Annotated in this window: 24 protein-coding genes; 14 read left to right on the forward strand and 10 right to left on the reverse strand. The window is 62.2% G+C overall.

The window, feature by feature from the left end; genetic code table 11:
• Nucleotides 1-50 precede the first annotated feature (50 nt).
• Nucleotides 51-1,640, reverse strand: a complete 1,590-nt coding sequence (locus ACIPO9_RS03480; RefSeq protein WP_400606146.1) for an ABC transporter substrate-binding protein — start codon at nucleotides 1,638-1,640, stop codon at nucleotides 51-53.
• A 363-nt stretch (nucleotides 1,641-2,003) separates the two neighbouring features.
• Between ACIPO9_RS03480 and rpmB the strand changes: the two genes are divergently transcribed.
• Together rpmB and rpmG are read left to right on the forward strand one after the other, a co-directional pair.
• A complete protein-coding gene (gene rpmB, locus ACIPO9_RS03485; RefSeq protein WP_274133105.1) occupies nucleotides 2,004-2,240 on the forward strand; it encodes a 50S ribosomal protein L28 in 237 nt (78 codons plus the stop codon).
• An 11-nt stretch (nucleotides 2,241-2,251) separates the two neighbouring features.
• Nucleotides 2,252-2,407 carry a 50S ribosomal protein L33 gene (rpmG, locus tag ACIPO9_RS03490; RefSeq protein WP_062379766.1) on the forward strand — a complete coding sequence of 52 codons (156 nt, stop codon included), beginning with the start codon at nucleotides 2,252-2,254 and terminating at the stop codon, nucleotides 2,405-2,407.
• Nucleotides 2,408-2,561: 154 nt separating this feature from the next.
• On the opposite strand, the gene ACIPO9_RS03495 is transcribed toward rpmG, so the two are convergent.
• Nucleotides 2,562-2,924: a cupin domain-containing protein gene (locus tag ACIPO9_RS03495; protein WP_400778899.1), complete on the reverse strand. Its 363-nt coding sequence runs from the start codon at nucleotides 2,922-2,924 to the stop codon at nucleotides 2,562-2,564.
• Nucleotides 2,925-3,200: 276 nt separating this feature from the next.
• Here ACIPO9_RS03495 and ACIPO9_RS03500 point away from each other — a divergent pair, with 276 nt between their 5' ends.
• Together ACIPO9_RS03500 and ACIPO9_RS03505 are read left to right on the forward strand one after the other, a co-directional pair.
• The gene (locus tag ACIPO9_RS03500) at nucleotides 3,201-4,694 is read left to right on the forward strand and encodes an aldehyde dehydrogenase (protein WP_274133102.1); all 1,494 of its coding nucleotides are present in this window, start codon (nucleotides 3,201-3,203) and stop codon (nucleotides 4,692-4,694) included.
• 190 nt (nucleotides 4,695-4,884) lie between these two features.
• Nucleotides 4,885-6,030 carry an MFS transporter gene (locus ACIPO9_RS03505; RefSeq protein WP_274133101.1) on the forward strand — a complete coding sequence of 382 codons (1,146 nt, stop codon included), beginning with the start codon at nucleotides 4,885-4,887 and terminating at the stop codon, nucleotides 6,028-6,030.
• On the opposite strand, the gene ACIPO9_RS03510 is transcribed toward ACIPO9_RS03505, so the two are convergent.
• Nucleotides 6,027-7,607 carry a phospholipase D family protein gene (locus ACIPO9_RS03510; RefSeq protein WP_400779233.1) on the reverse strand — a complete coding sequence of 527 codons (1,581 nt, stop codon included), beginning with the start codon at nucleotides 7,605-7,607 and terminating at the stop codon, nucleotides 6,027-6,029. The genes ACIPO9_RS03505 and ACIPO9_RS03510 overlap by 4 nt on opposite strands.
• A 59-nt stretch (nucleotides 7,608-7,666) precedes the next feature.
• Nucleotides 7,667-9,094, reverse strand: coding sequence for a PLP-dependent aminotransferase family protein (locus ACIPO9_RS03515; RefSeq protein ID WP_274133100.1), 1,428 nt, complete (start codon nucleotides 9,092-9,094; stop codon nucleotides 7,667-7,669).
• Between the two features lie 177 nt (nucleotides 9,095-9,271).
• Here ACIPO9_RS03515 and ACIPO9_RS03520 point away from each other — a divergent pair, with 177 nt between their 5' ends.
• Nucleotides 9,272-9,505, forward strand: a complete 234-nt coding sequence (locus ACIPO9_RS03520; RefSeq protein ID WP_274133099.1) for a DUF1127 domain-containing protein — start codon at nucleotides 9,272-9,274, stop codon at nucleotides 9,503-9,505.
• 117 nt (nucleotides 9,506-9,622) lie between these two features.
• Complete coding sequence (locus ACIPO9_RS03525) at nucleotides 9,623-9,976, forward strand: YkgJ family cysteine cluster protein (protein WP_400778901.1); 354 nt, start codon at nucleotides 9,623-9,625, stop codon at nucleotides 9,974-9,976.
• Nucleotides 9,977-10,086: 110 nt separating this feature from the next.
• Here ACIPO9_RS03525 and dadR read toward each other — a convergent pair whose 3' ends face one another.
• Nucleotides 10,087-10,575, reverse strand: a complete 489-nt coding sequence (gene dadR, locus ACIPO9_RS03530; protein ID WP_274133097.1) for a transcriptional regulator DadR — start codon at nucleotides 10,573-10,575, stop codon at nucleotides 10,087-10,089.
• Between the two features lie 157 nt (nucleotides 10,576-10,732).
• Here dadR and dadA point away from each other — a divergent pair, with 157 nt between their 5' ends.
• The 6 genes from dadA (at nucleotide 10,733) to ACIPO9_RS03560 (ending at nucleotide 16,976) form a co-directional block, all read left to right on the forward strand.
• Nucleotides 10,733-12,034: a D-amino acid dehydrogenase gene (dadA, locus tag ACIPO9_RS03535; protein WP_274133096.1), complete on the forward strand. Its 1,302-nt coding sequence runs from the start codon at nucleotides 10,733-10,735 to the stop codon at nucleotides 12,032-12,034.
• Nucleotides 12,006-12,359, forward strand: coding sequence for a RidA family protein (locus ACIPO9_RS03540; protein WP_274133095.1), 354 nt, complete (start codon nucleotides 12,006-12,008; stop codon nucleotides 12,357-12,359). The genes dadA and ACIPO9_RS03540 overlap by 29 nt, the downstream gene beginning before the upstream one ends.
• Before the next feature lie 133 nt (nucleotides 12,360-12,492).
• Nucleotides 12,493-13,566, forward strand: a complete 1,074-nt coding sequence (gene alr / locus ACIPO9_RS03545) for an alanine racemase (RefSeq protein WP_400778903.1) — start codon at nucleotides 12,493-12,495, stop codon at nucleotides 13,564-13,566.
• Between the two features lie 150 nt (nucleotides 13,567-13,716).
• Complete coding sequence (locus ACIPO9_RS03550) at nucleotides 13,717-14,265, forward strand: cupin domain-containing protein (protein ID WP_274133093.1); 549 nt, start codon at nucleotides 13,717-13,719, stop codon at nucleotides 14,263-14,265.
• 217 nt (nucleotides 14,266-14,482) lie between these two features.
• The gene (locus ACIPO9_RS03555; RefSeq protein WP_400606371.1) at nucleotides 14,483-14,860 is read left to right on the forward strand and encodes a c-type cytochrome; all 378 of its coding nucleotides are present in this window, start codon (nucleotides 14,483-14,485) and stop codon (nucleotides 14,858-14,860) included.
• Between the two features lie 190 nt (nucleotides 14,861-15,050).
• Nucleotides 15,051-16,976, forward strand: coding sequence for an acetyl-CoA hydrolase/transferase C-terminal domain-containing protein (locus tag ACIPO9_RS03560; protein WP_400778905.1), 1,926 nt, complete (start codon nucleotides 15,051-15,053; stop codon nucleotides 16,974-16,976).
• Between the two features lie 112 nt (nucleotides 16,977-17,088).
• Here ACIPO9_RS03560 and ACIPO9_RS03565 read toward each other — a convergent pair whose 3' ends face one another.
• From ACIPO9_RS03565 to rep, 4 genes are all read right to left on the reverse strand, one after another.
• The gene (locus ACIPO9_RS03565; RefSeq protein WP_400606123.1) at nucleotides 17,089-17,904 is read right to left on the reverse strand and encodes a sulfite exporter TauE/SafE family protein; all 816 of its coding nucleotides are present in this window, start codon (nucleotides 17,902-17,904) and stop codon (nucleotides 17,089-17,091) included.
• A 119-nt stretch (nucleotides 17,905-18,023) separates the two neighbouring features.
• On the reverse strand, nucleotides 18,024-18,908 hold the full coding sequence (locus ACIPO9_RS03570) for an MBL fold metallo-hydrolase (protein WP_400778907.1): 885 nt from the start codon (nucleotides 18,906-18,908) through the stop codon (nucleotides 18,024-18,026).
• A gap of 121 nt (nucleotides 18,909-19,029) precedes the next feature.
• Entirely contained in the window at nucleotides 19,030-19,602 is a 573-nt protein-coding gene (locus ACIPO9_RS03575) for a xanthine phosphoribosyltransferase (protein WP_400606117.1), read from the reverse strand.
• Between the two features lie 40 nt (nucleotides 19,603-19,642).
• Nucleotides 19,643-21,652, reverse strand: coding sequence for a DNA helicase Rep (gene rep / locus ACIPO9_RS03580; RefSeq protein ID WP_400606115.1), 2,010 nt, complete (start codon nucleotides 21,650-21,652; stop codon nucleotides 19,643-19,645).
• A 203-nt stretch (nucleotides 21,653-21,855) separates the two neighbouring features.
• On the opposite strand from rep, the gene ACIPO9_RS03585 reads away from it, so the two are divergent.
• Nucleotides 21,856-23,526, forward strand: coding sequence for a putative bifunctional diguanylate cyclase/phosphodiesterase (locus ACIPO9_RS03585; RefSeq protein WP_400778909.1), 1,671 nt, complete (start codon nucleotides 21,856-21,858; stop codon nucleotides 23,524-23,526).
• A gap of 122 nt (nucleotides 23,527-23,648) precedes the next feature.
• Here ACIPO9_RS03585 and ACIPO9_RS03590 read toward each other — a convergent pair whose 3' ends face one another.
• On the reverse strand, nucleotides 23,649-25,031 hold the full coding sequence (locus tag ACIPO9_RS03590) for a NorM family multidrug efflux MATE transporter (RefSeq protein ID WP_400778911.1): 1,383 nt from the start codon (nucleotides 25,029-25,031) through the stop codon (nucleotides 23,649-23,651).
• A gap of 166 nt (nucleotides 25,032-25,197) precedes the next feature.
• On the opposite strand from ACIPO9_RS03590, the gene ACIPO9_RS03595 reads away from it, so the two are divergent.
• Nucleotides 25,198-26,118, forward strand: a complete 921-nt coding sequence (locus tag ACIPO9_RS03595) for a LysR substrate-binding domain-containing protein (protein WP_400778913.1) — start codon at nucleotides 25,198-25,200, stop codon at nucleotides 26,116-26,118.
• The last annotated feature ends 40 nt before the right edge of the window (nucleotides 26,119-26,158 follow it).

Below are 26,158 nucleotides of genomic sequence, written 5' to 3' on the forward strand. Positions count from 1 at the left end.
CCGCCATCGCGGGCAAGCGCGCTCCCACAGGGAAGCAGGGATCCTTCGTCCTACTTCACCATCACCTTGGCGAAATCCTGCCGTCCGAACGGGCTGACGTCATAACCCAGCACATTCTTGCGGGTCAGCGCGAAGGCGGTCGGGTGTGCCAGCGGCAGCCACAGGGCCTGTTTCTGGATCTGCTCCTGGGCCTGGTGATACAGCTTGCTGCGCTTGTCCTGGTCCGGCACGGCCTTGCCTTCGCTGATCAGCTTGTCCAGGCCTTCATCGCAGTAACGCGCGAAGTTGGTGCCGGACTTCACCGCCGCGCATGAGAACTGCGGCGTCAGGAAGTTATCCGGGTCGCCGTTGTCGCCGGCCCAGCCCATGAACAGCAGGTCATGCTCGCCGGTCTTGGCGCGACGAATCAGCTCGCCCCACTCGATGACCTTGATTTCCGCCTTGATGCCCACCGCCGCGAGGTCATTCTGCAGCAGTTGCGCGCCCGCATTGGGGTTGGGATTCAGCAGGCTGCCGGAAGGGCGGGTCCAGATCGTGGTCTTGAAACCGTCCTTCAACCCGGCCTTGGCCAAGAGGTCCTTGGCTTTCGCCACGTCATGCTTGTAGCCGGGCAGGTCGCTGGCGTAACCCCAGGTGTTCGGCGGGTACGGGCCATTGGCGGCACGGGCCGAGCCTTCGAACACCGCCTTGAGGTAAGTGTCCTTGTCGAACGCCAGGTTGATCGCCTGGCGCACCTCGGGCTTGTCCAGCGGCGGATGCTGGCTGTTGATCGCGATGAAAGCGGTCATGAATGCGTCAGTCTTTTCGACTTTCAGGTTCGGATCCTTGCCTGCTTCACTGACGTCCAGCGGCTTGGGCGAGAGGGCGATCTGGCATTCGTTCTGGCGGATGCGTTGCAGCCTGACGTTGGCATCGGGGGTGATCGCGTAGATCAGCGCATCGACCGCCGGTTTGCCGGCGAAGTAATCCGGGTTGGCTTCATAGCGCACCACCGAATCCTTCTGGAAACGCTTGAAGATGAACGGCCCGGTGCCGATTGGCTGGCTGTTGAGCTTCTCCGGCGTGCCGGCTTTCATCAGTTGCGCGGTGTATTCGGCCGAATAGACAGAGGCGAAGCCCATGCTCAGGGTGGCGAGGAAGGTCGCGTCCGGGTGGTCCAGGGTTATGCGCACGGTATTGGCATCCGGCGCCTCGACCTTCTTGATCAGCGATGGCCACTGCATGGACTGGGCGTGCGGGAAGCCCTGCACCGCGACCTTGTTCCACGGGTTGGCAGGGTCAAGCATGCGCTGGAAGCTGAACACCACGTCATCGGCGTTGAAGTCGCGGGTTGGGGTGAAATAGTCGGTGTGATGGAATTTCACCCCGGAGCGCAACTTGAAGTCGTAGGTCAGCCCGTCGGGCCAGACGCTCCAGCTTTCCGCGAGGCTGGGCACCAGCTTGCCGGTCTGGGCGTCGTAGTCGACCAGGCGGTTCATCAGCACGTCGGCCGAGGCGTTGGTGGTGGTCAGCGAGTTGTATTGCACCACGTCAAAGCCTTCGGGGCTGGCTTCGGTGCAAACGCTCAGGCTGGTCGCGGCCTGCGCCATCAGGGGGGCGGACAGGGACGCAAGCAACAGGGGTAAAACAGCTAGGCGCATGGCGAGTTTCCTTTCTGAAATGGCCCATCTGCCGGCGCAGTCTGGAGAGAGATCAACCCTAGACCATGCGTCGGCCCAGAACAATCGCTCTGGCGCGACGAGTGGTATATTTCCCGTCGCGCCCCTTGGCGCTGGCCCTGCCAGACTCAAAGCCCTGAGTTTCTTGCAGGTAATTCGTCGTTTGTGTTGTTGCTCCAAAGGGTTTCTGGTATAAAGCAGCGCTCTTTTCTAGGGGCCCGCTGCCTTCACCGCAGGTGTGGCCGGTAAGACCCCTGAAGAAACGCGGCGCCTGGCGCCAAATGACTGAGAGATTAAGCGGCCAACCCATGCCGGGTTGGGCATGTGGTTTTAGAGGGCTGAGGCATGTCGAGAGTCTGTCAAGTTACCGGTAAGGGTCCGGTAACCGGGAATAACATTTCCCACGCAAACAACAAAACCCGTCGTCGTTTCCTGCCAAACCTGCAGCATCATCGCTTCTGGGTTGAGGAAGAGAAACGCTTCGTACGTCTGCGCGTATCTGCTAAAGGCATGCGTATCATCGACAAGCGTGGCATCACGGTTGTTCTGGCCGAAATCCGCGCTGCTGGCGCCAAGGTTTAAGGGAGAGAATCATGCGTGAATTGATCCGTCTGGTGTCGACCGCTAATACCGGCCACTTCTACACCACCGACAAGAACAAGCGCACCACTCCGGACAAAATCGAAATTAAAAAATTCGATCCGGTTGCTCGTAAGCACGTGATCTACAAAGAAGCCAAAATCAAGTAATTGATTTTCGCCTCTTACGAAAAAGCCCGCAGCGATGCGGGCTTTTTTGTGGGCGACGGATTCTTGTAGGAGCGCGCTTGCCCGCGATTGCGTTGTGTCTGTGAAATTTCTTTGGCTGACACACCGCAATCGCGGGCAAGCGCGCTCCTACAGGTCAGGCTTTCTGTTCGAACACCACGTAGATCTTGCGGCACGCCTCCAGCACTTCCCAGGTCCCCTTGAACCCCGCCGGAATCACGAACCGATCCCCCGCACGCAGGGTCTTGGCGTTGCCTTGCTCATCGCGCAGCACCGAAACCCCCTGCACGATCTCGCAATATTCATGCTCGGTGTAGTTGACCTTCCATTGGCCCACTTCGCCTTCCCACACGCCCGCGTTCATCTGCCCGCAGGGGCTGTTGTAGTGGTTGTAGAGGGTTTGCGCCGGATCGCCCTTGAGAATCTTCTCTGCCGCTGGCGTGTAGCGTTCTGCGCTGGTGCTGGCTTCGCTGAAATCGACGATGCTTTCGATGCTCATGTCCCTGGCTCCTGAATGGGCGATGGAAGATGGTGATTGAGTGAGGCTGTGTTGCGATAGTGCCAGATCCCTCTGACGGACTGACAGACCGGCTGTTGAATAAAATGCACGATAAAACGCCTTTTAGCCTATTTTTGTCCAATATATTGGAAATTCCCTCAAGGCTGGTTTAGGGTGACGGATGCCTTTGGCCGATCCGGCAGCGCGTCAGGTGATCTCCTGCAGCACGGTTCATGAGCGCGAGGGCGCGCACAATTCACAAGAGGAGGACGTTTCATGACCACCCTGACTCAAGCTGACTGGGAAAAACGCGCCCAGAATCTGAAGATCGAAGGCCGTGCCTTCATCCATGGCGAGTACACCGACGCCGCATCCGGCACCACCTTCGACTGCATCAGCCCGGTCGATGGCCGGTTCCTGGCCAAGGTTGCCAGCTGCGATGCAGCCGACGCCCAGCGTGCCGTGGAAAGCGCCCGCAAGACCTTCAATTCCGGCGCCTGGTCGCGTCTGGCACCGGTCAAGCGCAAGGCAGCGATGATTCGCTTCGCGGCGCTCATCAAGGAAAACATCGAAGAGCTGGCCCTGCTCGAAACCCTCGACATGGGCAAGCCGATCAGCGACTCCTATGGCATCGACATCCCGGGCTCCGCGCAGGCGTTGAGCTGGAGTGGCGAGGCCATCGACAAACTGTATGACGAAGTTGCAGCCACCCCCCACGACCAACTGGGTCTGGTGACCCGCGAGCCTATCGGCGTGGTTGCGGCCATCGTGCCGTGGAACTTCCCGCTGCTGATGGCCTGCTGGAAACTGGGCCCTGCGCTATCGAGCGGTAACTCGGTGGTGCTCAAGCCGTCGGAAAAATCCCCGCTGACCGCCATCCGTGTTGCGCAACTGGCTATCGAAGCCGGCATTCCTGCTGGCGTGCTGAACGTGCTGCCGGGCTACGGTCACACCGTCGGCAAGGCGCTGGCGCTGCACATGGACGTCGACACTGCGGTGTTTACCGGCTCGACGAAGATCGCCAAGCAATTGCTGGTGTACTCCGGCGAATCCAACATGAAGCGCGTCTGGCTGGAAGCGGGCGGCAAGAGCCCGAACATCGTTTTCGCTGATGCGCCTGATCTGCAGGCAGCGGCTGAATCGGCGGCCAGTGCCATCGCCTTCAACCAGGGCGAAGTCTGTACCGCCGGTTCGCGCTTGCTGGTGGAACGTTCGATCAAGGACAAATTCCTGCCGATGGTGATCGAGGCGCTCAAGGCCTGGAAGCCGGGCAACCCGCTGGACCCTGCGACCAACGTGGGCGCGCTGGTCGATACCCAGCAGATGAACACCGTGCTGTCGTACATCGAAGCCGGCCACACCGATGGCGCCAAGCTGGTCGCTGGCGGCAAGCGCATTCTTCAGGAAACCGGCGGCACCTACGTGGAGCCAACGATTTTCGACGGCGTGACCAACGCCATGAAGATCGCCCAGGAAGAAATCTTCGGGCCGGTGCTGTCGGTGCTGACCTTCGATACCGCAGAAGAAGCGGTGCAGATCGCCAACGACACGCCATACGGCCTGGCGGCGGCGGTGTGGACGGCTGACCTGTCCAAGGCGCACCTGACGGCTCGTGCGCTGCGCGCCGGTAGCGTGTGGGTCAACCAGTACGACGGTGGCGACATGACCGCGCCGTTCGGTGGCTTCAAGCAGTCGGGCAACGGCCGCGACAAGTCGCTGCATGCGTTCGACAAGTACACCGAGCTGAAAGCGACCTGGATCAAGTTGTAAGAAGGGTTCGCGCAGACGCCTGAACTGCGCGGCGGCTTCATTCGCGAGCAAGCTCGCTCCCACAGGGATCGCTTACGCCTGTGGGAGCGAGCTTGCTCGCGAAGGCGTCGGTTCAGGCAACATCGATATCATGAGCAGCCGGGTTCCCCTCAAAAGAGCCCGGCTGTTTTGTCTCGGCGGGAGGGCAGCAATGCGTTGGGGTACCTATTTTGCGGTGCTGTCGTCCGTGCTGAGCGTCGGCCTGGCGCTGGGCGTGAGCATGCCGTTGGTGTCGCTTCGCCTTGAGGCCTGGGGCTATGGCAGCTTCGCGATCGGCGTCATGGCAGCGATGCCGGCCATCGGCGTGCTGCTGGGCGCGGGCCTGGCCAGTCGCCTGGCGGCGATGCTGGGCACGGCGAACCTGATGCGCCTGTGCCTGTGGGGCGGTTCGATTTCCGTGGGGCTTTTAGCGCTGCTCCCGCATTACTGGATCTGGCTGGGCTTGCGCCTGATGCTCGGCGTGATCCTGACCATGGTGTTCATCCTCGGCGAAAGCTGGATCAACCAGTTGGTCACCGAAAACCTGCGCGGCAAGCTGGTGGCGCTGTACGGCAGTTGCTATGCCCTGAGCCAGTTGGGCGGGCCGGTGCTGCTGGGCGTGATCGGCACCGGGCACGACTACGGCTTCTGGATCGGCACAGCCCTGCTTGCTGTCTCGCCGTTCGTGCTGCTGGGGCGAACCGGCGCGCCGAGTGCCGAGGAAAGTCATGTCAGCCTGCGCGATCTGGGCGGCTTCTGTCGGGAATTGCCTGCCATCGCGTGGGCCATTGCCTTGTTCGCCGGTTTTGAAGCGATGATTCTGACCTTGTTGCCGGTGTATTGCCTGGAGCAGGGCTTTACCCCTGAAATTGCCCTGGCAATGGTCAGCACCGTGGTGGTCGGCGACGCTTTGCTGCAACTGCCGATTGGTGCGCTGGCCGACCGGATTTCGCGCCGGGGCCTGTTCTCCGGATGCGCGCTGGCCCTGATGCTGTCGAGCCTGGCGATTCCGCTGTTCATCGACACGATTGCGATCTGGCCGCTGTGGGTGCTGTTCGGCGCCAGCGCGGGCGGGCTGTTCACCCTGTCGCTGATCTTGATCGGCGAGCGTTATCGCGACGACGCGTTGGTGCGGGCCAACGCCCACGTGGCGCAGCTGTGGGGCGTCGGCTGTCTGCTCGGGCCGTTGGCGGCCGGGGCGGGAAGCCAATGGATCAGCGGACAGGCGCTGCCGTTGTTGATGGCTGCGGGCGCCATGGGCCTGGTGGTGTTGTCCCGGCGCCGAGAGGCGTTCGGTCCGCAACCTGTCGCGGCTTAAAGCATCCGCTCAAGGCCTACCGCGCTGGCAAACCAGGCATTGAGCCTGCGCCACCAGTCCCCGGGCTCCTTGTAGATCGTGTGCATCTTGCCGTTGTCTTCGGTGACCCACACCACGCGGTCGTTTTCCAGCTTGGCCTGGTAGCTGATGGCCGGCGCCATACCTTGCAGGGCCAGATCACGCAGGTAGCCGGTCAGCTCGGGGCTGTCCACCAGCACGCCGACCTCGGTGTTCCACAGCACCGAGCGCGGGTCGAAGTTGAACGAGCCGACGAAGGTCTTGCGCTGGTCGAAGATCATCGCCTTGCTGTGCAGGCTCGATTCGGAGCCGCCCTTGAAGGTCTTGGTGCGCAGAAAACGCGGCCCGCTGCCGCGGTTGCTCGGGTCTCCAGGCTGGCGGCGCAGTTCGAACAGCTTCACGCCATGGGCCAGCAGCGCCTTGCGATAGGGCGCGTAGCCGCCATGCACTGCAGGCACATCGGTGGCCTCCAGCGAGTTGGTCAGCAGGCTCACCGATACGCCGCTGTCGGCAAGGCCGGTCAGGTAGGTCAGGCCCTGCTGGCCGGGCACGAAATACGCCGAAATCATCATCAGTTCCTGATGCACGTTCAGCAGGTCCGGGCTCAGCTGGGTGGTCAGCAGCAGGTGCGGATCGGGCTCACCGCGAGACAGCACCTTGGTCGGCGCATCCCACAGCGCCTGGTTATGGGCCCAGATCAGTTCGTTGAGCCAGGTCTTCATGCGCGGATGGGTCTTGTAGGCCATCAGCCGCTCATACAGGGCCTTCTTCTCGACGTGAGACTGATCCAGCGATGCGGCCAGGCGTTTGCGCGCTTCGGCCAGATCCTTCATGTCAGGCGGCCAATACAGAAAATCATCGACCGGCTTGCTCAGAGTGCTGTTCCAGTACTGGTCGAAGCTGTGGCTCAACTGCTCGGCGACCGGGCCGACGCTGAGCATGTCGATGTCGGTGAAATTCAGGTTGGGCTCGGCGTCGAAATATTCGTCGCCCAGGTTGCGCCCGCCGACGATGGCCACGGCGCTGTCGGCCAGCCAGAGCTTGTTGTGCATGCGCCGGTGTTGCAGCGACAGGTTGAACAGCCGGCCCAGCGAGCGGGTGGCGCCAGTGCTGCGGCCCAGGTTCAGCGGATTGAACAGGCGAATCTGGATGTTGGGGTGGGCGGCGAGGGTGGCAATGACTTCATCCAGGCCGTCGCTGGTGGTGTCATCCAGCAGGATGCGCACGCGCACGCCGCGATCGGCGGCCTTGAGCAGTTCGTCCACCAGCGCCCGGGTGCTCAGGCCGTCGTGGACGATGTAGTACTGAAGGTCCAGGCTGGTCTTGGCGTTGCGGATCAGCTCGGCTCGCGCCATGAAGGCTTCGGTGCTGTTGGGCAGCAGGCGAAAGCCCGAGCGGCCTTCATGGGGTGCGGCCTGGGCCAGGATCGAGCGGCCAAAGGCCGATTCTGATGCCAGCAGCGCCTGGGTCGGGCCGTCCTGTTGCACGGGCGAGTGAGTGCAGCCACCCAGAACCAGGGCAAACGCCAGAAAGAGGGGCTGTGCCCATTTGTGTGTCAACGCAGTCATCCGAATGGTCCACCATGGCGATATGACCGCATTTTCGGCAAAAGGTTAAGTCATGCCGGCTCAGTTTGCGCCATCAGCCGTGCGGCCGTGACGCCTACCCTGCGCACGGCCTCTTCGATCTGAGGTGTGGGTTTGGCGGCGAAGTTCATGCGCAGGCAGTTTCTGTATTTGCCCGACGCCGAAAAGATGTTTCCGACCGCAATCTGTACGCCCTGGCCTTCCAGTGCGCGATTCAGACGCAGGGAGTCGAAATCCTCCGGTAGCTCGATCCAGAGCATGAAGCCACCCTGCGGGCGGCTGACCCGCGTGCCCTCCGGGAAATAGCGGGTCACCCAGTCGGTCATCAGGTCCCGGCTGCGCTGGTACTGGCCGCGCATCCGGCGCATGTGCGGCTCGTAGAAGCCGGCCTGAAGGAATTCGGCAATCGCCAGTTGCGGCTGGGTCGCGGTGGAGCCGGTGCTGATGTACTTCATGTGCAGCACGCGGTCCAGATAGCGCCCCGGCGCTACCCAGCCCACCCGCAGGCCCGGCGCCAAGGTCTTGGAAAACGAGCTGCAGAGCAGCACGCGGCCATCTTCGTCGAAGGATTTGATGGTGCGCGGGCGAGGGTAGTTGTAGGCGAGGTCGCCGTAGACATCATCCTCGATGATCGCCACGTCAAAGCGTTGCGCCAGGGTCAGCAGGGCGCGCTTGCGGTCCTCGGGCATGATGTAGCCCAACGGGTTGTTGCAGTTGGGCGTCAGTTGTATGGCCTTGATCGGCCATTGTTCGAGCGCCAGCTCCAGCGCATCCAGGCTGATACCGGTGATGGGGTCCGTGGGGATTTCCAGCGCCTTCATGCCCAGGCCTTTGAGGGCCTGCATGGCGCCGTGGAAGCTGGGCGAGTCCACGGCGACGATATCGCCAGGCTCACAGATCGAGCGAATGCTGACGGCCAGTGCCTCCTGCGCCCCGGTGGTAATCACCAGGTCGTCCGGCGCGATGCTGGTGCCCGAGTCCAGCAACAACCGCGCGACCTGATCGCGCAACACCTGGGTGCCGTGGACGTTGTCGTAATACAGGCCGGGCATGTCCAGGCGGCGGTTGATCTTGCCCAGCGCCTGGATCAAGGGGCGCAACGTGGGGCTGGTGATGTCCGGCATGCCGCGCGCCAGTTGCACGATATCCGGGCTGGGCGTGGCGCGGGCCAGTTCCAGCACCTGGTCCCATTGCGAAATATCCACAGGCCTTTGTGCGGGGCGTCCTACGGCGGGCAAGGCGGGTGTCTTGCGTCCTACTGGGACGAAATACCCTGACTTGGGCCGGGGGGACGCCAGTCCGTTGTCTTCCAGCAATCGATAGGCCTGCTGCACGGTGCTCAGGCTCACGCCGTGTTCCAGGCTCAAGGCACGGACCGACGGCAGCCGGTCGCCGGGGCGATAGAAACCGTTTTCGATGCGCGTGCCGAGCAGTTCGGCAAGATTGACGTAGAGGGTCATGGCGTACTCCCGCAGGATGTTCCGGTATTCGACCGATACAGATAGGGCAAAAATACAGCATTCAGCCAGGGCTGTGCTGGATCTGTATGCAAAAAATTGGAATTCTTTGGATCTGTAATGGTTTTCCATACAGACGCATCATGGATTCACTGCAAACCCATGATGAGGTGTCTGGAAATGAGCGGGATGAGCGATGTCAGGTTGACGCTGTATGCACAGGAACTGGTTGAAGAGCAGGGCGTATCGGTCCGAGTGAACGCGCCCGAGGGGTTGAGCCTGTGGGGGCTGTTTCAGCATCGTCGGGCGACCCGTCGCGCGCTGCTCCGGCTGACAGCTGACCAGCTGCGCGATATTGGCTTGAGCTATGAGCAGGCGCGTAACGAGGGGATCAAACCATTTTGGAAGGACTGAGCTGGTCGATCACTCGCAAAGCCTGGAATGGCGCAGAGAGGGCAGGGATCGCCCGCAGGTTTTAACCCGCGCCAGGGGTGAGGCACAATAGAGCCTTTCACAGGGAAATCTGACGCGATGAGCTGCAACAGCCAGAAAATCCGCGACTTGCGGCGGCAGATCCCGTCTTTCGAATGCGTGCCCGGCTGCCATGACTGCTGCGGCCCCGTCACCACCTCTTCCGAAGAAATGGCCCGCCTGCCGCGCAAGACGGCCGCCGAGCAGGAAGCGGCGCTCAACGAATTGAACTGCGTGCATCTCGGGCCCGGCGGCTGCACGGTCTACGACGAACGCCCGCTGATCTGTCGGCTGTTTGGCACCACCGCGTCCCTGCCATGCCCCAATGGTCGCCGCCCTGAAGTCCTGATTCATCCCAGAGTCGAGATGCAGGTGCACGAATTCATCGCCTCGACGCGGCAGGTGTTGGTCTGACGCAACGCCTGTAGGAGCGCGCTTGCCCGCGACTGCGGTGGATCTGTGACATCGATGTCGTCTGACACGACGTCGTCGCGGGCAAGCGCGCTCCTACAGGGATTTGTGTGTCACTCCGGAATCGGCAGGTTCAGGCTCTCTTTCACCTCTTCCATCACGATATAGCTCTTGGACTCCCGCACATGGGGCAGTTTGAGCAGGATGTCCCCCAGCAGCTTGCGATAGGACGCCATCTCCGAGATGCGCGCCTTGACCAGGTAGTCGAAGTCCCCCGACACCAAATGGCACTCCAGCACATGGGGCAGTTTGAGCACGGCGCGGCGGAATTCCTCGAAGGTGTCGCCGGACTTGTAATCCAGGCTGATCTCGACGAACACCAGCAGGCTGGCCTTGAGATTCTGCGGGTTGAGGCGGGCGCTGTAGCCCATGATGATTCCTTCGCGCTCAAGCCTTCTGACCCGCTCCGTACAGGGCGTGGTAGACAGCCCCACGCGCTCGCCCAGCTCCGTGAAGGAGATTCTGCCGTCGCCCTGCAGGATGCGCAGGATGTTGCGATCGATCTTGTCCAGCTCACGTTTGGACTGGTGTTGGGTGCGCATCGAACAACCCCCTCTGGTCAAAGCCTTCGTTGTCGAGAATTAAAGCTGAATATAGGATTTTATACAGTTAAATGCACTGCTCATCGCTGCATATACTGCGCACATCCTTGTTTAAAACTTGAAAACGTCAGCGGATATCCGCGATGAGGAAATCAACATGCGCGTTCTGGTCCTTGGAAGTGGCGTAATCGGTGTCACCAGTGCTTATTACCTGGCCCGTGCTGGCTTCGAGGTGACTGTCGTCGACCGTCAGCCTGCCGCTGCCATGGAAACCAGTTTCGCCAACGCAGGTCAGGTTTCGCCTGGCTATGCCTCGCCGTGGGCCGCGCCGGGCGTGCCGCTCAAGGCCATCAAATGGCTGTTGCAACGTCACGCTCCGCTGGCGATCAAGGCCACTGCCGACATCGATCAGTATCTGTGGATGGCGCAAATGCTGCGTAACTGCACGCAAAACCGCTATGCCGTGAACAAGGAGCGCATGGTGCGCCTGTCCGAGTACAGCCGCGATTGCCTGGACGAACTGCGCGCCGAAACCGGTATTGCCTACGAAGGCCGCAGCCTGGGCACCACCCAGCTGTTCCGCACCCAGGAGCAGGTGGACAACGCCGCCAAGGACATCGCCGTGCTGGAACAGGCCGGTGTGCCTTACGAAGTGCTGGATCGCGAAGGCATTGCCCGGGTCGAACCGGCGCTGGCCAGCGTCAGCAACATTCTGAGCGGCGCCCTGCGTCTGCCGAACGATCAGACCGGCGACTGCCAGATGTTCACCACGCGCCTGGCCGAGATGTGTGTGAAGTTAGGCGTTGAATTCCGTTTCGGCCAGTCGATCGAGTCGATCGATTTCGCCGGCGACCGGATCAACGGCGTACGTGTGAACGGCAAGCTGGAAACCGCTGACCGCTACGTGCTGGCGCTGGGCAGCTACTCTCCGCAGTTGCTCAAGCCGCTGGGCATCAAGGCGCCGGTCTATCCGCTCAAGGGTTACTCGCTGACTGTGCCGATTACCAATTCCGCCATGGCCCCGACCTCGACCATCCTGGACGAAACCTACAAGGTGGCGATCACCCGTTTCGACAACCGCATCCGCGTCGGCGGCATGGCCGAGATTGCCGGTTTTGACCTCTCGCTGAATCCCCGTCGGCGTGAAACGCTGGAGATGATCGTCAACGATCTCTATCCTCAGGGCGGCGATCTGGCCCAGGCCAGTTTCTGGACCGGCCTGCGCCCGACCACGCCGGACGGCACGCCTATCGTGGGTGCCACTCCGTATCGCAACCTGTTCCTCAATACCGGCCACGGAACACTGGGCTGGACCATGGCCTGCGGCTCCGGTCGTTTGCTGGCCGACCTGATCGCCCGCAAAAAGCCTCAGATCAGCGCCGAAGGCCTCGATATTTCCCGCTATGGCAGTTCCAAGGAGATCGCAAAACATGTCAGTACAGCGCCAGCTCACCAATGAGCGCATGAGTCAGGTCGTCATCCACAACGGCACCGTTTACCTTGCCGGCCAAGTGGCCAACGACATGACCGGGAACATCGAGCAACAGACCCGCGAAGTGCTCGGCAATATCGAGCGCCTGCTGGATCTGGCTGGCACCGACAAGAGCCGTCTGTTGTCGGTGACGATCTACCTGAATGACATCGGCTCCCACTTCGCCACCATGAACGGCATCTGGGACACCTGGTTGGCCAAAGGCTTCGCCCCAGCCCGTGCCACCGTCGAAGCGAAGATGGCCGCGCCGGATGTGCTGATCGAGATGTCCGTAGTCGCTGCTTTGCCGTAATGCCACAAACGTCCCTGTAGGAGCGCGCTTGCCCGCGACAGCGGTGTGTCAGTCGAGCCATTCGTAACAGACATACCTCAATCGCGGGCAAGCGCGCTCCTACAGTCCGAACACTTCAGACCCGAGCCCCACCATGCGTCCAGCCCGCGCCCTCATCGATCTTCAAGCCCTGCGCCACAACTACCAACTGGCCCGCGAAACCACGGGTGCCAAAGCGCTCGCGGTCATCAAGGCCGATGCCTATGGGCACGGCGCGGTACGGGTGGCTCAGGCACTGGAATCCCAAGCCGACGGTTTTGCCGTGGCCTGCATCGAGGAAGCCCTGGAACTGCGCCACGCGGGTATTCGTGCGCCGGTCTTGCTGCTGGAAGGTTTTTTCGAGGCAGAAGAGCTCTCGCTGATTGTCGAGCACGATTTCTGGTGCGTGGTGCACTCCACCTGGCAGCTCGAGGCCATCGAGCGCACGGCGGTCGGCAAGCCGCTGACGGTCTGGCTGAAGATGGATTCGGGTATGCATCGCGTCGGTATCCACCCCGCCGAATACCAGGCCGCCTGCCAGCGCCTGCAGGCCAGCGGCAAGGTCGCGAAGGTGGTGTTGATGAGCCACTTCGCCCGCGCCGACGAACTCGACAGCACCCGCACCGACGAACAAGTGGCGATCTTCCAGACAGCACGCGAAGGACTGTCGGCTGAGATCAGCCTGCGCAATTCCCCGGGCGTCATGGGCTGGCCCAAGGTGCCGAGCGACTGGGTCCGTCCCGGGATCATGCTGTACGGCGCGACGCCTTTCGATCAGTCGCAGCCGGTGGCTGACCGCTTGCAACCGGTCATGACCCTCGAATCCAAAGTCATCTGCGTCCGTGACCTGCCCGCTGGCGAACCCGTTGGCTATGGCGGCGCCTTCGTCACCGACCGCCCCATGCGCATCGGCGTGGTGGCCATGGGTTATGCCGACGGTTATCCACGCCAGGCACCCACGGGCACCCCTGTGATGATCGATGGCCATCGCAGCCAACTGCTAGGGCGTGTTTCCATGGACATGCTCTGCGTCGACCTGACCAACGTTCCGGGTGCAGGCCTGGGCAGCCGCGTCGAATTGTGGGGCAAGAACGTGTTGGCCAGCGACGTCGCTTCCAGTGCCGGCACCATTCCCTATCAGATCTTCTGCAACCTCAAGCGCGTGCCACGGCTCTATTCCGAGGCTTGAGGCCTTAGGCGCGCCCACCTCAGACAAACACCCGCCGACGCTGGCGGGTGCGGGTCCCTTTGCTAATCTGGTCAAGTGTTGTAAATACTGAACGCGGTTGCGATCATTGCGACCCGTAGACCGTGATTGACTATAAGGAGGACCCCCGCATTGGACGTCGGCGAACGACTGCAATCCATTCGCAAACTGAAAGGTCTGTCGCAACGTGAACTCGCCAAAAGAGCGGGCGTGACCAACAGCACCATTTCCATGATCGAGAAGAACAGCGTCAGCCCCTCGATCAGCTCCCTGCGAAAAGTGCTGGGCGGCATTCCAATGTCCATGGTGGAGTTCTTTTCCGAAGAGCTTGAGCCGCAGAACCCCACGCAGGTGGTGTACAAGGCCAGCGAGCTGATCGATATTTCGGACGGCGCCGTGACCATGAAGCTGGTGGGCAAATCCCATCCTGGCCGGGCGATAGCATTCCTCACCGAGGTGTATCCGCCAGGCGCCGACACGGGCGACGAAATGCTCGTCCACGAAGGCGAGGAGACCGGCATTCTGGTCGAAGGACGCCTTGAACTGGTGGTCGGTCTCGATACTTATGTGCTCGAGGCTGGCGACAGCTACTATTTCGAAAGCACCCGACCCCATCGCTTTCGCAATCCGTTCGACGCTCCGGCGCGGCTCATCAGCGCTGCCACCCCGGCGAACTTCTGATTCACGCGTTCTCCCCATCCTTGTGCCGGTGGGGGGCGAAGCCCTCGGGTCGATGTGTCAATAACCCTGCTGTCTTCAGGGATGTTACGACCAACGGGCGACCCGCTATAATCTCGTCACCTGCGACTTACCGTGATCGCAGGAGCGTTATAGCCACCATGAGGGTGAAAGCGTGAACCATACCAATAAGATCCTCGCTGCAGTTGCAGGTCTGGCCATGTGGGTGCTGACCGCCCAGGCCACCACTCAAGACGATCTTGCCAAGCGACTCGAACCGGTCGGGCAGGTTTGCGTGCAAGGCAAGGAGTGCCCGGGCATGGACGTCGCGGCCACTGCGGGCGGCGGCGGGGGCGCGAAGTCGCCTGACGATGTGATCGGCAAACATTGCAACGCCTGCCACGGCTCGGGCCTGCTGGGCTCACCGAAGATCGGCGACAGCGCCGACTGGGGCAAGCGCGCCAAGGAGCAGGGCGGCCTGGACGGTCTGTTGGCCAAGGCGATCACGGGCATCAATTCCATGCCACCGAAGGGCACCTGCGCCGATTGCTCGGACGAAGAGCTCAAGGGCGCGATCAAGAAGATGTCGGGTTTATAAGATGCACGCGGTCCCGTAGCAGCACGGCTTGCCGGCGGGAGCGGTGTCCCTGCCACGGATGTGTTGTCTGACACGCCGCCCCCGCCGGCAAGCCGTGCTGCTACGGGACGTTGCCATGCCGCAAGATTTGCAGCAAAACCCGCCCCCGCCCGGTCCAAGCTCCATCGAATGACCCTTCAGGAGAGGCCGGATGCCCCATTCCTGCTCGATCGAGCAAGCCGTCGACCATGCACTGGCCGAACTGCCGCCGCACATCCACATGGGCATGCCGTTGGGGCTGGGCAAGCCCAATCGCTTTGCCAACGCGCTCTATGCCCGCATCAAGACCTTGCCCCAGCGGCAACTGACGATCTACACCGCGTTGTGCCTGGGGCGTCCCAAGGCGGGTGACGGGTTGCAGGGGCGGTTTCTGGAGCCGTTCCTCGAACGGGTCTTCGGCGACTACCCCGAGCTGGACTTTCTCACCGACCTGCACAAGAACAGCCTGCCCGAAAACGTGCACGTCGAGCAGTTCTTCATGCAGCCCGGCAGCCTTCTGGGCAGCCCTGCGGCGCAGCAGGACTACGTCAGCAGCAACTACAGCCATGCCGCCCGGGACATCAATGCCAATGGCCTGAACCTGGTGGCGCAACTGGTCGCCCACGATCCCCAGCGCCCGGATCACCTGAGCCTGAGCTGCAACCCCGACATCACCCTCGACCTGCTGCCCATGCTGGAAAAACGTCGTGCGCTTGGCGAAAACATCCTCATGCTTGGCCACGTCCACACCGACTTGCCCTACATGCCCGGCGATGCCGAGGTGGGCATCGACACCTTCGACCTGCTGATCGAACACCCGGAGCGCAGCACGCTGTTCTCCACGCCCAACATGCCGGTGGGGTTTCAGGACCATTTCATTGGCCTGTACGCCAGCACCCTGGTGCGCGATGGTGGGACATTGCAGATCGGCATCGGCTCGATGGGCGATGCGCTGACGGCGGCCTTGCTGGCGCGGCAGGCCAACAACGACATGTATCGCGCGTGCCTGGCCGAGCTGGACGGGATCTCCACCTGGCGGCCGTTGATCGAGGCCGAAGGCGGGGTCATGCCTTTTGGCGCGGGGCTATACGGTTGCAGCGAGATGCTGGTCAACGGCCTGCTGGTGTTGCTCGATGCCGGGATCATCCGGCGCAAGGTCTATCCCGACGTGACCTTGCAGCAGCAGGCGGACGCGGGTCTGCTCGATGAGTCGGTCCATGACAATGGCGTGCTGATCCACGGCGGATTTTTCCTCGGCCCGCGCAGCTTCTATCAGCGTCTGGGTGAGTTCACGCCCGAGCAACTGGCGCAGATCGACATGACCGCCATCAGCTACATCAACGAGCTATACGGCAACGAGGCGCTCAAGCGCGCACAGCGCAAGGATGCGCGGTTCATCAACAGCTCGTTTACCGTCACCCTGCTTGGCGCGGCGGTCTCCGACCAACTGGAGGATGGGCGGGTGGTCAGCGGCGTGGGCGGGCAGTACAACTTCGTCGCCCAGGCCCATGCGCTGGAGGGTGCCCGCTCGATCCTGATTTTGCGCAGTTGGCGTGAGTCCGGCGGCGAGGTCAGCTCCAACATCGTCTGGGAATACGGGCACACAACCATTCCTCGGCATTTGCGCGACATCGTCGTCACCGAATATGGCATCGCCGACATGCGCGGCAAGACTGATGCGGCGGTGATCGAAGCCTTGCTCAACGTCACCGACTCACGTTTTCAGCAGGGGCTGATCGACCAGGCGCAGAAGGCGGGCAAGTTGCCTAAGGGGTTCCGGCTCGACCCGTTGTTCACCCGCAACACGCCCCAGCGGTTGAAGGAGATACGCGACCAGTTTGCGCCGTTGTTCGTGGAATACCCGCTGGGGACTGACTTCACCCCGGTGGAGCGGGATCTGCTGCGGGCGCTGAACTGGCTCAAGAGCAAGTTCAAGCTCACCGAGATTCTCGATCTGGGCAAGGCGGCGCTAGAGGCGCCGGAGCCCGAGGCGTTTCCTGAGCATCTGCGGCGCATGGAGCTGGATGATCCGCAGGGCCTGCGCGAGGACCTGTATCAGCGGCTGCTGCTGGCAGGGTTGCAGGCCACAACCCTGTAGGAGCGCGCTTGGTCTGGGCCGCATCCGGACGACGGCGGTGTGCCTGTGACAAATTTGTCGGATGACACGACGCCGTCGCGGGCAAGCGCGCTCCTACAGGCGGTGGTGTTCGTTAGCCCAAGGTTTTGACGATCAACAGCACCGCCGCAACAAACCCGGTCACGGCAAACAACTGCTGCAGCCTGGGCCCAGCGAGAAACCGCGCCATCTGCCGTCCGGCGATCAACCCCACCACGGCCCCCGCCGCAAACGGCACGCCGACCGCCCAGTGCATCACGCCGCTGAAGCTGGCGCTGATGACGCTGCCGGTGGACACCAGGGCGATCACCGCCAGCGATGTGGCGACGATGCTTTTCATGTCCAGGTCGGTGTAGCGGGTCAGGGCCGGGATGATGACGAAGCCGCCCCCCACGCCCAGCAGCCCGGACAGCACGCCCGACACCACGCCGGTGATCGCCAGCGAGCGTGCGCAGGGCAGGGTCCAGCGCAGGCGGCCTTCCAGCGGGTTGAGCACGCAGGGCAGGAACGCCGCGCGCTCCGGTGGCTTGCCGTGGTGAAGCTCGTGGGCCGCCTTGCGATAGATACGCGCGCAGGCGTAGATCAGCACCCCGGCGAAGGCCAGTGCCAGCGGCGCGTTGGGGATCTGGTGCGCCAGCCACAGGCCCAGGGGCGTCAGGCACATGCCGATCAGGGCGATGAACAGCGCCGCCCGATAACGCACGATGCCCTGACGCAAGCCCAGCAACGCGCCGACCGCAGCGGCCAGGCCCACGGCCAGCAGCCCGACGGGTGCTGCCTCGACCATGCTCAGGTGCAATGCGAAAACCAGCAACGGCACCGCAAGAATCCCGCCGCCGGCGCCTGTCAGCGCCAATACCGCTCCAATGATTGTGCCGAGGCCGGCTCCGATCATTTCGTGTTCAGTCATGTTCAGTGGGGCTTATTCTGGTTGGGCTCATTGATTCAAACGTAGCAGTCCGGCTTGCCGGCGACAGCGATCTTGAGAGCGCCGACGCCGGCAAGCCGGACTGCTACGTGGCGGCGTGATTACAAGGCATTGATCGGAATCTTGAGGTAGCGAACGCCGTTGTCCTCGGGCTCGGGCATGTGGCCGCCGCGCATGTTGATCTGCACCGAAGGCAGGATCAGCACCGGCATTTCCAGCGTCGCGTCGCGCTTTTCGCGCATCTGCACGAAGGCGTCTTCATCGATGCCTTCGCGAATATGAATATTGTTGGCGCGTTGTTCGGCGACGGTGGTCATGTACATCAGGTCGCGGCCGTTGGGCAGGTAATCGTGGCACATGAACAGCCGTGTCTGCGGCGCCAGGCTGAGAATCCGCCCGATGGAGCGATACAGCGTGCGCGCATCGGCGCCGGGAAAATCGCAGCGGGCGGTGCCGTAGTCCGGCATGAACAGGGTGTCGCCCACGAACGCGATGGCTTCATCGCCCAGATCCACCACGTACGTCATGCAGGCCGGGGTGTGCCCTGGCGTGTGCATGGCGCGGGCTTGCAGCGAGCCGATCTGGAAGTGCGCGTCGTCCTCCAGCAGCCAATCGAACTGGCTACCGTCGCGGGCGAATTCGCCCTTGGCGTTGAACAGGGTGCCAAAGACTTTCTGCACACGGGTGATGTGGCTGCCGATGGCCACCGTGCCGCCCAGTTGTTCCTTGAGATAGGCGGCCGCGGAGAGATGGTCGGCGTGAACGTGGGTTTCCAGAATCCACTCCACCGTCACGCCGGTTTCACGGATTCGGGCGATCAGCCTGTCAGCCGATTCGGTGCGCGTGCGCCCGGACTTGTGGTCGTAGTCCAGCACGCTGTCGATCACCGCCGCCTTGAGTGTCGAACGGTCGGTCACCAGGTAGCTGATGGTCGAGGTCTGCGGGTCGAAGAAGGCTTCAACGCTCAGTTTTTCGCCGATGTTCATGCTTCTCTCCGTCTGTTGCTGCCTGCTGTAGGAGCGCGCTTGCCCGCGATTGCGAGGTGTCAGTCCATGAATTGGTCGTCTGACACACTGCGGTCGCGGGCAAGCGCGCTCCTACAATGGATTACTCCACGAATGTCACCTTGCCGTCGGCCAGGGATTTCACCCGAGCCAGTGACTCTACACGATAGCCCTGGGCGTCCAGTTCCGCGCGGCCGCCCTGGAACGACTTCTCGATCACGATCCCCAGGCCCGCCACGCTGGCGCCGGCCTGTTTGATGATCGAAATCAGCGCCTGGGACGCTTTGCCGTTGGCCAGGAAGTCATCGATGATCAGCACGCGGTCGCTGCTGGTCAGGTGGCGCGTGGAAATGGCGATGGTGCTTTCGGTCTGCTTGGTGAACGAGTACACCGTCGCCGAGAACAGGTTTTCAGTCAGGGTCAGGGACTGGTGCTTGCGCGCGAAAATCACCGGGATGCCCAGTTTCAGGCCGGTCATCACCGCAGGCGCGATGCCCGAGGCCTCGATGGTGACGATCTTGGTGATGCCCGAATTGGCGAACAGCGTGGCGAATTCGTCACCGATCTGCTGCATCAGGACCGGATCGATCTGATGGTTGAGAAACGCGTCGACCTTCAGTACCTGCTCGGAAAGTACGATGCCTTCCTCGCGAATTTTCTTGTGCAGTGCTTCCACGGCAGTTCCTCGGTGCGCAAAAGATGCGCGAAATGGTTGTTTATCTTTTCAGCATGGCGCGAATGTCCGCCAATGCCGTATTGCCGCGAACGGCTTTCACTTCGGTTGGTGTGTCGTCGTTGCCTTCCCAGGCCAGGTCGTCCGGTGGCAATTCGTCCAGGAAGCGGCTCGGCAGGCAGTCGATGATCTCGCCGTACTGCTTGCGCTTGGCGGCGAAGGTGAACGCCAGGGTCTGGCGGGCGCGGGTGATGCCCACGTAGGCCAGGCGGCGTTCTTCCTCGATGGTGTCGGCTTCGATGCTGGAGCGGTGCGGGAGGATTTCCTCCTCCATGCCCATGATGAACACGTAGGGGAATTCCAGGCCCTTGGATGCGTGCAGCGTCATCATCTGCACGCCCTCGGCGCCGTCTTCCTCTTCCTGCTGGCGTTCGAGCATGTCCCGCAAGACCAGCTTGCCGATGGCTTCCTCGATGGTCATGCCGCCTTCTTCGTCTTTCTCCAGCGTGTTCTTCAATGCCTCGATCAGGAACCACACGTTGCTCATGCGGTAATCGGCGGCCTTGTCGCTGGAGCTGTTCTGACGAATCCAGTTCTCGTAGTCGATGTCCATGACCATGCTGCGCAGGGCGGCGATCGGGTCCTGGGTCGCGCACTGCTGGCGCACGCCGTCCATCCAGTGCTTGAAGCGCTTGAGACGGTCGGTGAAGCGGCCGTCCAGATGCTCGCCCAGGCCGATTTCGTCGGTGGCGGCGTACATCGACACCTTGCGCTCGGTGGCGTAGTTGCCGAGTTTTTCCAGGGTGGTCGAGCCGATTTCCCTGCGCGGCACGTTGATCACCCGCAAGAAGGCGTTGTCGTCGTCCGGGTTCACCAGCAGGCGGAAATAGGCCATCAGGTCCTTCACTTCCTGGCGGCCGAAGAAGCTGTTGCCGCCCGACAGGCGATAGGGAATCTGGTGGTGCTGCAGTTTCAGCTCGATCAGCTTGGCCTGGTAGTTGCCGCGGTACAGGATCGCGAAGTCGCTGTAGGGGCGGTCAGTGCGCAGGTGCAGGCTCAGAATCTCGACCGCCACGCGCTCGGCTTCGGCGTCTTCGTTCTTGCAGCGGATCACGCGGATTTCATCGCCGTGACCCATCTCGCTCCACAGTTGTTTCTCGAACTCGTGGGGGTTGTTGGAGATCAGCACGTTGGCGCAGCGCAGGATGCGGCTGGTGGAGCGGTAGTTTTGCTCCAGCATCACGACTTTGAGCGACGGATAGTCGTCCTTGAGCAGCATCAGGTTTTCCGGCCGCGCGCCGCGCCAGGCATAGATCGACTGGTCGTCGTCGCCCACCACCGTGAACTGGCAGCGCGTGCCGATGAGCATCTTCACCAGCAGGTACTGGCTGGCGTTGGTGTCCTGGTATTCGTCCACCAGCAGGTAGCGGACCTTGTGCTGCCATTTTTCGAGGATGTCGGCGTGTTCCTGGAACAGCTTCACCGGCAGCAGGATCAGGTCGTTGAAGTCCACCGCGTTGTACGCCTTGAGCGTGCGCTGGTAGTGGGTGTAGACGATGGCGGCGGTCTGCTCCTTGGGGTTGCGCGAGTTGGCCAGGGCTTCTGCAGGCAGGATCAGATCGTTTTTCCAGGAATCGATCATGTTCTTGATCTCGTCGACGCCGTCGTCGCCCGAGTATTCCTTCTGCATGATGTCGGTCATCAGCGCCTTGACGTCAGTTTCGTCGAAAATCGAGAAACCGGGCTTGTAACCGAGGCGAGCGTGTTCCTTGCGGATGATGTTCAGCCCCAGGTTGTGGAACGTCGAAACGGTCAGGCCGCGCCCTTCGCCTGCGCGCAGCAGGGTGCCGACCCGTTCCTTCATTTCCCGCGCCGCCTTGTTGGTGAAGGTCATGGCGACGATGTACTGGGCACGGATGCCGCAGTTCTGGATCAGGTGGGCAATCTTGCGCGTGATCACGCTGGTCTTGCCGGAGCCAGCACCGGCGAGCACCAAAAGAGGGCCGCCGACGTAGTTCACGGCTTCCTGTTGCCGGGGATTGAGTCGGGACATGGGGAATTGAGGAGGTCGCTGTAAAAATGGGCGAGCATTTTAACAGGGTCCGTGGATTGTGCAGCGACCGTCTGACACTGTGATGCGCCGCGCTATCAATATTTCGCCGATTTGTTACATTTGCGCATCACGTGGGGATTCACGCGTTCGGCGACCCTCATCCGAATGGGCGCCGATGTCTTTGGATTGTGTGGGGATCTAGCTTGTCTACGCCTGTCGAACCCTTGCGTTTGCTGCTGCTGGCGGACACGCCGCATTGGTCAGCGTTGTTACGCGAGTGCCTGGTGCCCCTTGGGGACGCCGTTTTTCTCGACAGTGCTTCGAGCTGGGAAGCTATTGGCAGCTGGATAGACCCCTCTCATACCTACATTCTTTTGACGACACCTGATTTGCAGCCTTTCGCGGGGCAGTGCAACTGGCCCACGGTGCTGCTGCTGGACGCCGAGCCCGAGCATGATCCGGTGGGCGTCAGCGACTGGCTGGTGCGCGATTCCCTGAGTACTCACAGTTTGCGCCGCTGCCTGCGTCATGTTCGCGAGCGCGGGCTGCTGGAAAACACCCTACAGCGCCTGGCGGAACAGGACCCGTTGACGGGTATCGCCAATCGGCAGGGTTTTCAGACGCTTCTTACAGCTCGATTGGCAGAGTTCGACGGTCGAGGCCTGGCGCTGGGGCATCTGGACCTGGATAACTTCCGCCGCGCCAACGATGCACTGGGGCACCAGGCAGGCGACCGGCTGATTCTGCAGGTTGTCTCGCGCTTGAAAAGCCAGCTTGAGGCCTGCGATCAAGTTGCACGCCTTGGCAGCGACGAATTTGCCTTGCTGATCGACACCCGCCGCGCCCCGGAGCGTGCCGAGTGGATGGCCGAGCGCATTACCGAGGCGCTGTCGGAGCCGTATTGGGTCGATGGTGAAAGCCTGCTGATCGGCTGCAGCCTGGGCATCGCCCACGCTCGGGCCGACGCCGGCGCCGACCCGTTGATGTGGCATGCGCACATCGCGATGCAGCAGGCCAAGGGCGTGCAGGGCTGCACCTTTCATATCTTCAACGAACGCATCAACCGCAACGCCCGCAGCCTCGCTGACCTGGAAAGCGAACTGCGCCGCGCGTTGCGTCGCGACGAGCTGGAACTGCACTACCAGCCGCGCCTGTGCCTGAATTCGGGGCGGATCCTGGGGCTTGAAGCGTTGGTGCGCTGGCGCCATGCCGAGCGCGGCCTGTTGCCGCCCAGTGAGTTCGTGCCGCTGGCCGAGCAGAGCGGGCTGATCGTGCCGCTGGGCTACTGGGTGATTTCCCGGGCCCTGCGCGACATGCAGACCTTGCGCGAAAAAGGCCTGCCGCCGCTGCACATGGCGATCAACCTGTCGTTCCGCCAGTTTCAAGACAATCAGCTGCTGGCAACGCTGGGCCGCCTGATTGCCGACCGTGGCGTGGATGCCCAATGGCTTGAATTCGAGCTGACCGAAACCGCCGTCATGCGCCGCAGCGATCTGGTCAAACAGACTATGGACGCTCTGGGACGCCTGGGCGTGCGCTTCTCGCTGGACGATTTCGGCACTGGCTTCTCTTCATTCGTGCACCTGAACAGCCTGCCCATCACCCTGCTCAAGATCGATCGCAGTTTCGTCGGGGAGATGGAACAGCGCGAGGAGAACCGCAAGCTGGTTCACGCCATGATCAACCTGGCGCACAACCTGAGCCTGGAAGTGGTGGCCGAGGGCGTCGAAACGCCGGAGCAACTGGCGTTGCTGCGCAGCTTCAATTGCGATCAGGCCCAGGGCTACCTGATCAGCCACCCGCTGGCGCTGCCGGAGTTGCTGGATTACTTGATGTTCGACCAGGCGAAAGGGCGGTTGATACAAGGAATGTGAGTCTATTCGTAGGAGCGCGCTTGGTCTGGGCCGCATCCGGACGACAGCGGTGTGTCAGGCCATGAATTAGTCGCCTGACACGCCGCCGTCGCGGGCAAGCGCGCTCCTACAGAAGCTTCACTTCAACCCATCACCACGACACCCGTCGCCTCCTTGCGCAGCAACCGGGTGGTCTTGCGTTCGAACGCCCAGGTCAACGCCACCGCCGAGCACAGCAGCCCCACCGCCAGCCCCCACCACACGCCTTCGGCACCCTGATGCGCGAGAAAGCCCAGGCCCCAGGCCAGTGGCGCGCCCACGGCCCAGTAACTGGCAAGGCCGATCAGGAACGTGGTCTTGGCATCCTTGAACCCACGAATCGCGCCCATGGCGATGGTCTGCGTGCCGTCGAGGATTTCGAACCAGGCCGCAATCGCCAGCAGTTTCACCGCCAGTTCCACCACACCCTGGAATTTCGGATCGTTCAGGTCCACGAACAGCCCGATGACCAGATGCGGCGCGACCCAGAACAGAATCCCGAAACTCAGCATCAGCAGGCCGCCAAAAGCGATGCCCATGCGCCCGGCAGTGCGCGCGAGCAGCAGGTTTCCCGCGCCGTAATGCAGGCCGATGCGCATGGTGACCGCGTAGGAAATGCCCACGGGAATCATGAACGCCATCGACACCGACTGCAGGGCAATCTGGTGCGCGGCCATTTGCGTACTGCCCATGGCACCCATGCAGAAGGCGGCGAAGGTGAACAGCCCGACTTCCACCGCGTAAGTGCCGCCAATCGGCAGGCCCAGGCGCCACAGTTCCTTGAGGTCGGGACGCGACAGCTTCATCAGGTTCTTGTGGATCGGATAGGCCGCGTACGCCTTGTGGTAACGGATATACAGCGCAAGGCTCAGCGCCATGCCGTTGGTGACTATGGCGGTCACCAGCCCGATGCCCATCAGCCCCCAGTGCGGCAGGCCGAACAGGCCGTGGATGAAGGCGTAGTTGAGGGCGAAGTTGAGCACCACGCCCACCAGGCTGATCACCATCACCGGCGTGGCACGCCCCAGCGCACTGGTGAAGCCACGCAGGGCCATGAAACTCAGCAGACCGGGCAGGGCGAGCGGCAGGGTGATCAGGAATTGGCTGGCCATGTGCACGTTGGCCTCGTCCTGGCCGAAGTTGAGCAGGATCGGCTCGAGGTTCCACAGGATCAGCGCGGCCACCAGCGCCATGCCCCACGCCAGCCACAGCCCGGCCTGGGTCAGGCGGGTGGCGCCGTCGTCGTCGTTGGCGCCGCGCCGAATGGCCACCAGCGTACCCACGGCGGCCATCACGCCTACGCAAAAAAACGACACAAAGTTGTAGCTGGCCGCACCCAGGCCGCCGCCCGCGAGAGATTCGGGGCCGAGCTTGCCCATCATGACGGTGTCGGTGAAGACCATCAGCATGTGCGCCATCTGGGATGCAATCAGCGGCCCGGCCAGGCGCAGGATGATCCACAGTTCTTTGAAGGCGTGCTGATGCATGGGCGTGTCGCTCAAGAAGGAGAGGCATTGGTGAGCGACTCATTGTCGTGGTTCGGATCCAGATGCACAAAGGGATAAATCCGATCATTGGCATGAGTAAAACTCATCCTGATAATTTTGCAGTACAGTGGTCGGTATCGACGATCCTCAAGTAGGAAAGCGCCTCATGTCTCGTAGTCTTCCGCCCTTGTATGCGTTGCGTGCATTTGAAGCCGCTGCACGGCACAGCTCGTTCACTCGCGCAGCCGAAGAGCTTTCGGTGACCCAGAGTGCGGTGAGCCGGCATATCCACACGCTGGAGGAGCATTTCGCCTGCAAGTTGTTTCGCCGCAACGGCCGCAACCTGCAACTGACCGAAGCGGCCCGGGAGCTGTTGCCCGGCGTTCGCGAAGGGTTTTCGGCCTTGGAGCGGGCGTGCAGTGCGTTGATGGCAGAAGAAGGCATCCTGCGCATGAAAGCGCCGTCGACACTGACCATGCGCTGGTTGCTGGCGCGGCTCAGCCGCTTTCGTCATCTGCAGGTCGGCAACGAGGTGCAACTGACCAGCGCGTGGATGGACATCGACGCCGTGGACTTCACTCAGGAGCCGTTCGACTGCGCCGTGTTGCTCAGCCGTGGGCATTTTCCGGCGGATTGGGAGGCGACCTACCTGTTCCCGGAGTTGCTGATTCCGGTGGGCTCGCCGAGCCTGCTCGATGATGCGCCCTGGGATGCCGAGCGGCTGGCCAGCGCCGAGCTTCTGCACCCAACGCCCGACCGCCGTGACTGGCGCAACTGGCTGGAACGCATGGGGTTGTCGGATCAGATATCGCTGCGTGGCGGGCAGGTGTTCGACACCCTGGAGCTGGGCATGATCGCCGCCGCCCGGGGCTACGGGGTGTCGATGGGGGATCTGTTGATGGTCGCCGAGGATGTGAGCCAGCGGCGGCTGAGCCTGCCATGGCGGACTGCGGTGGTCAGCGGCGAAAACTACTACCTGGTCTGGCCCAAGACCCGTCCCGGCGGAGAGCGCCTGCGCAGGCTCAGTGACTTTCTTCAGGCCGAGGTGCAGGCGATGGAGTTGCCGGAAGTCACCATTTTAGAGTGATTGAGATAAACCCGGTCCCGTAGCAGCACGGCTTGCCGGC

It is taken from the genome of Pseudomonas sp. NPDC090203 (genome assembly GCF_044746765.1).
In the GTDB taxonomy this organism is placed as follows: Bacteria; Pseudomonadota; Gammaproteobacteria; order Pseudomonadales; family Pseudomonadaceae; genus Aquipseudomonas; species Aquipseudomonas putida_AD.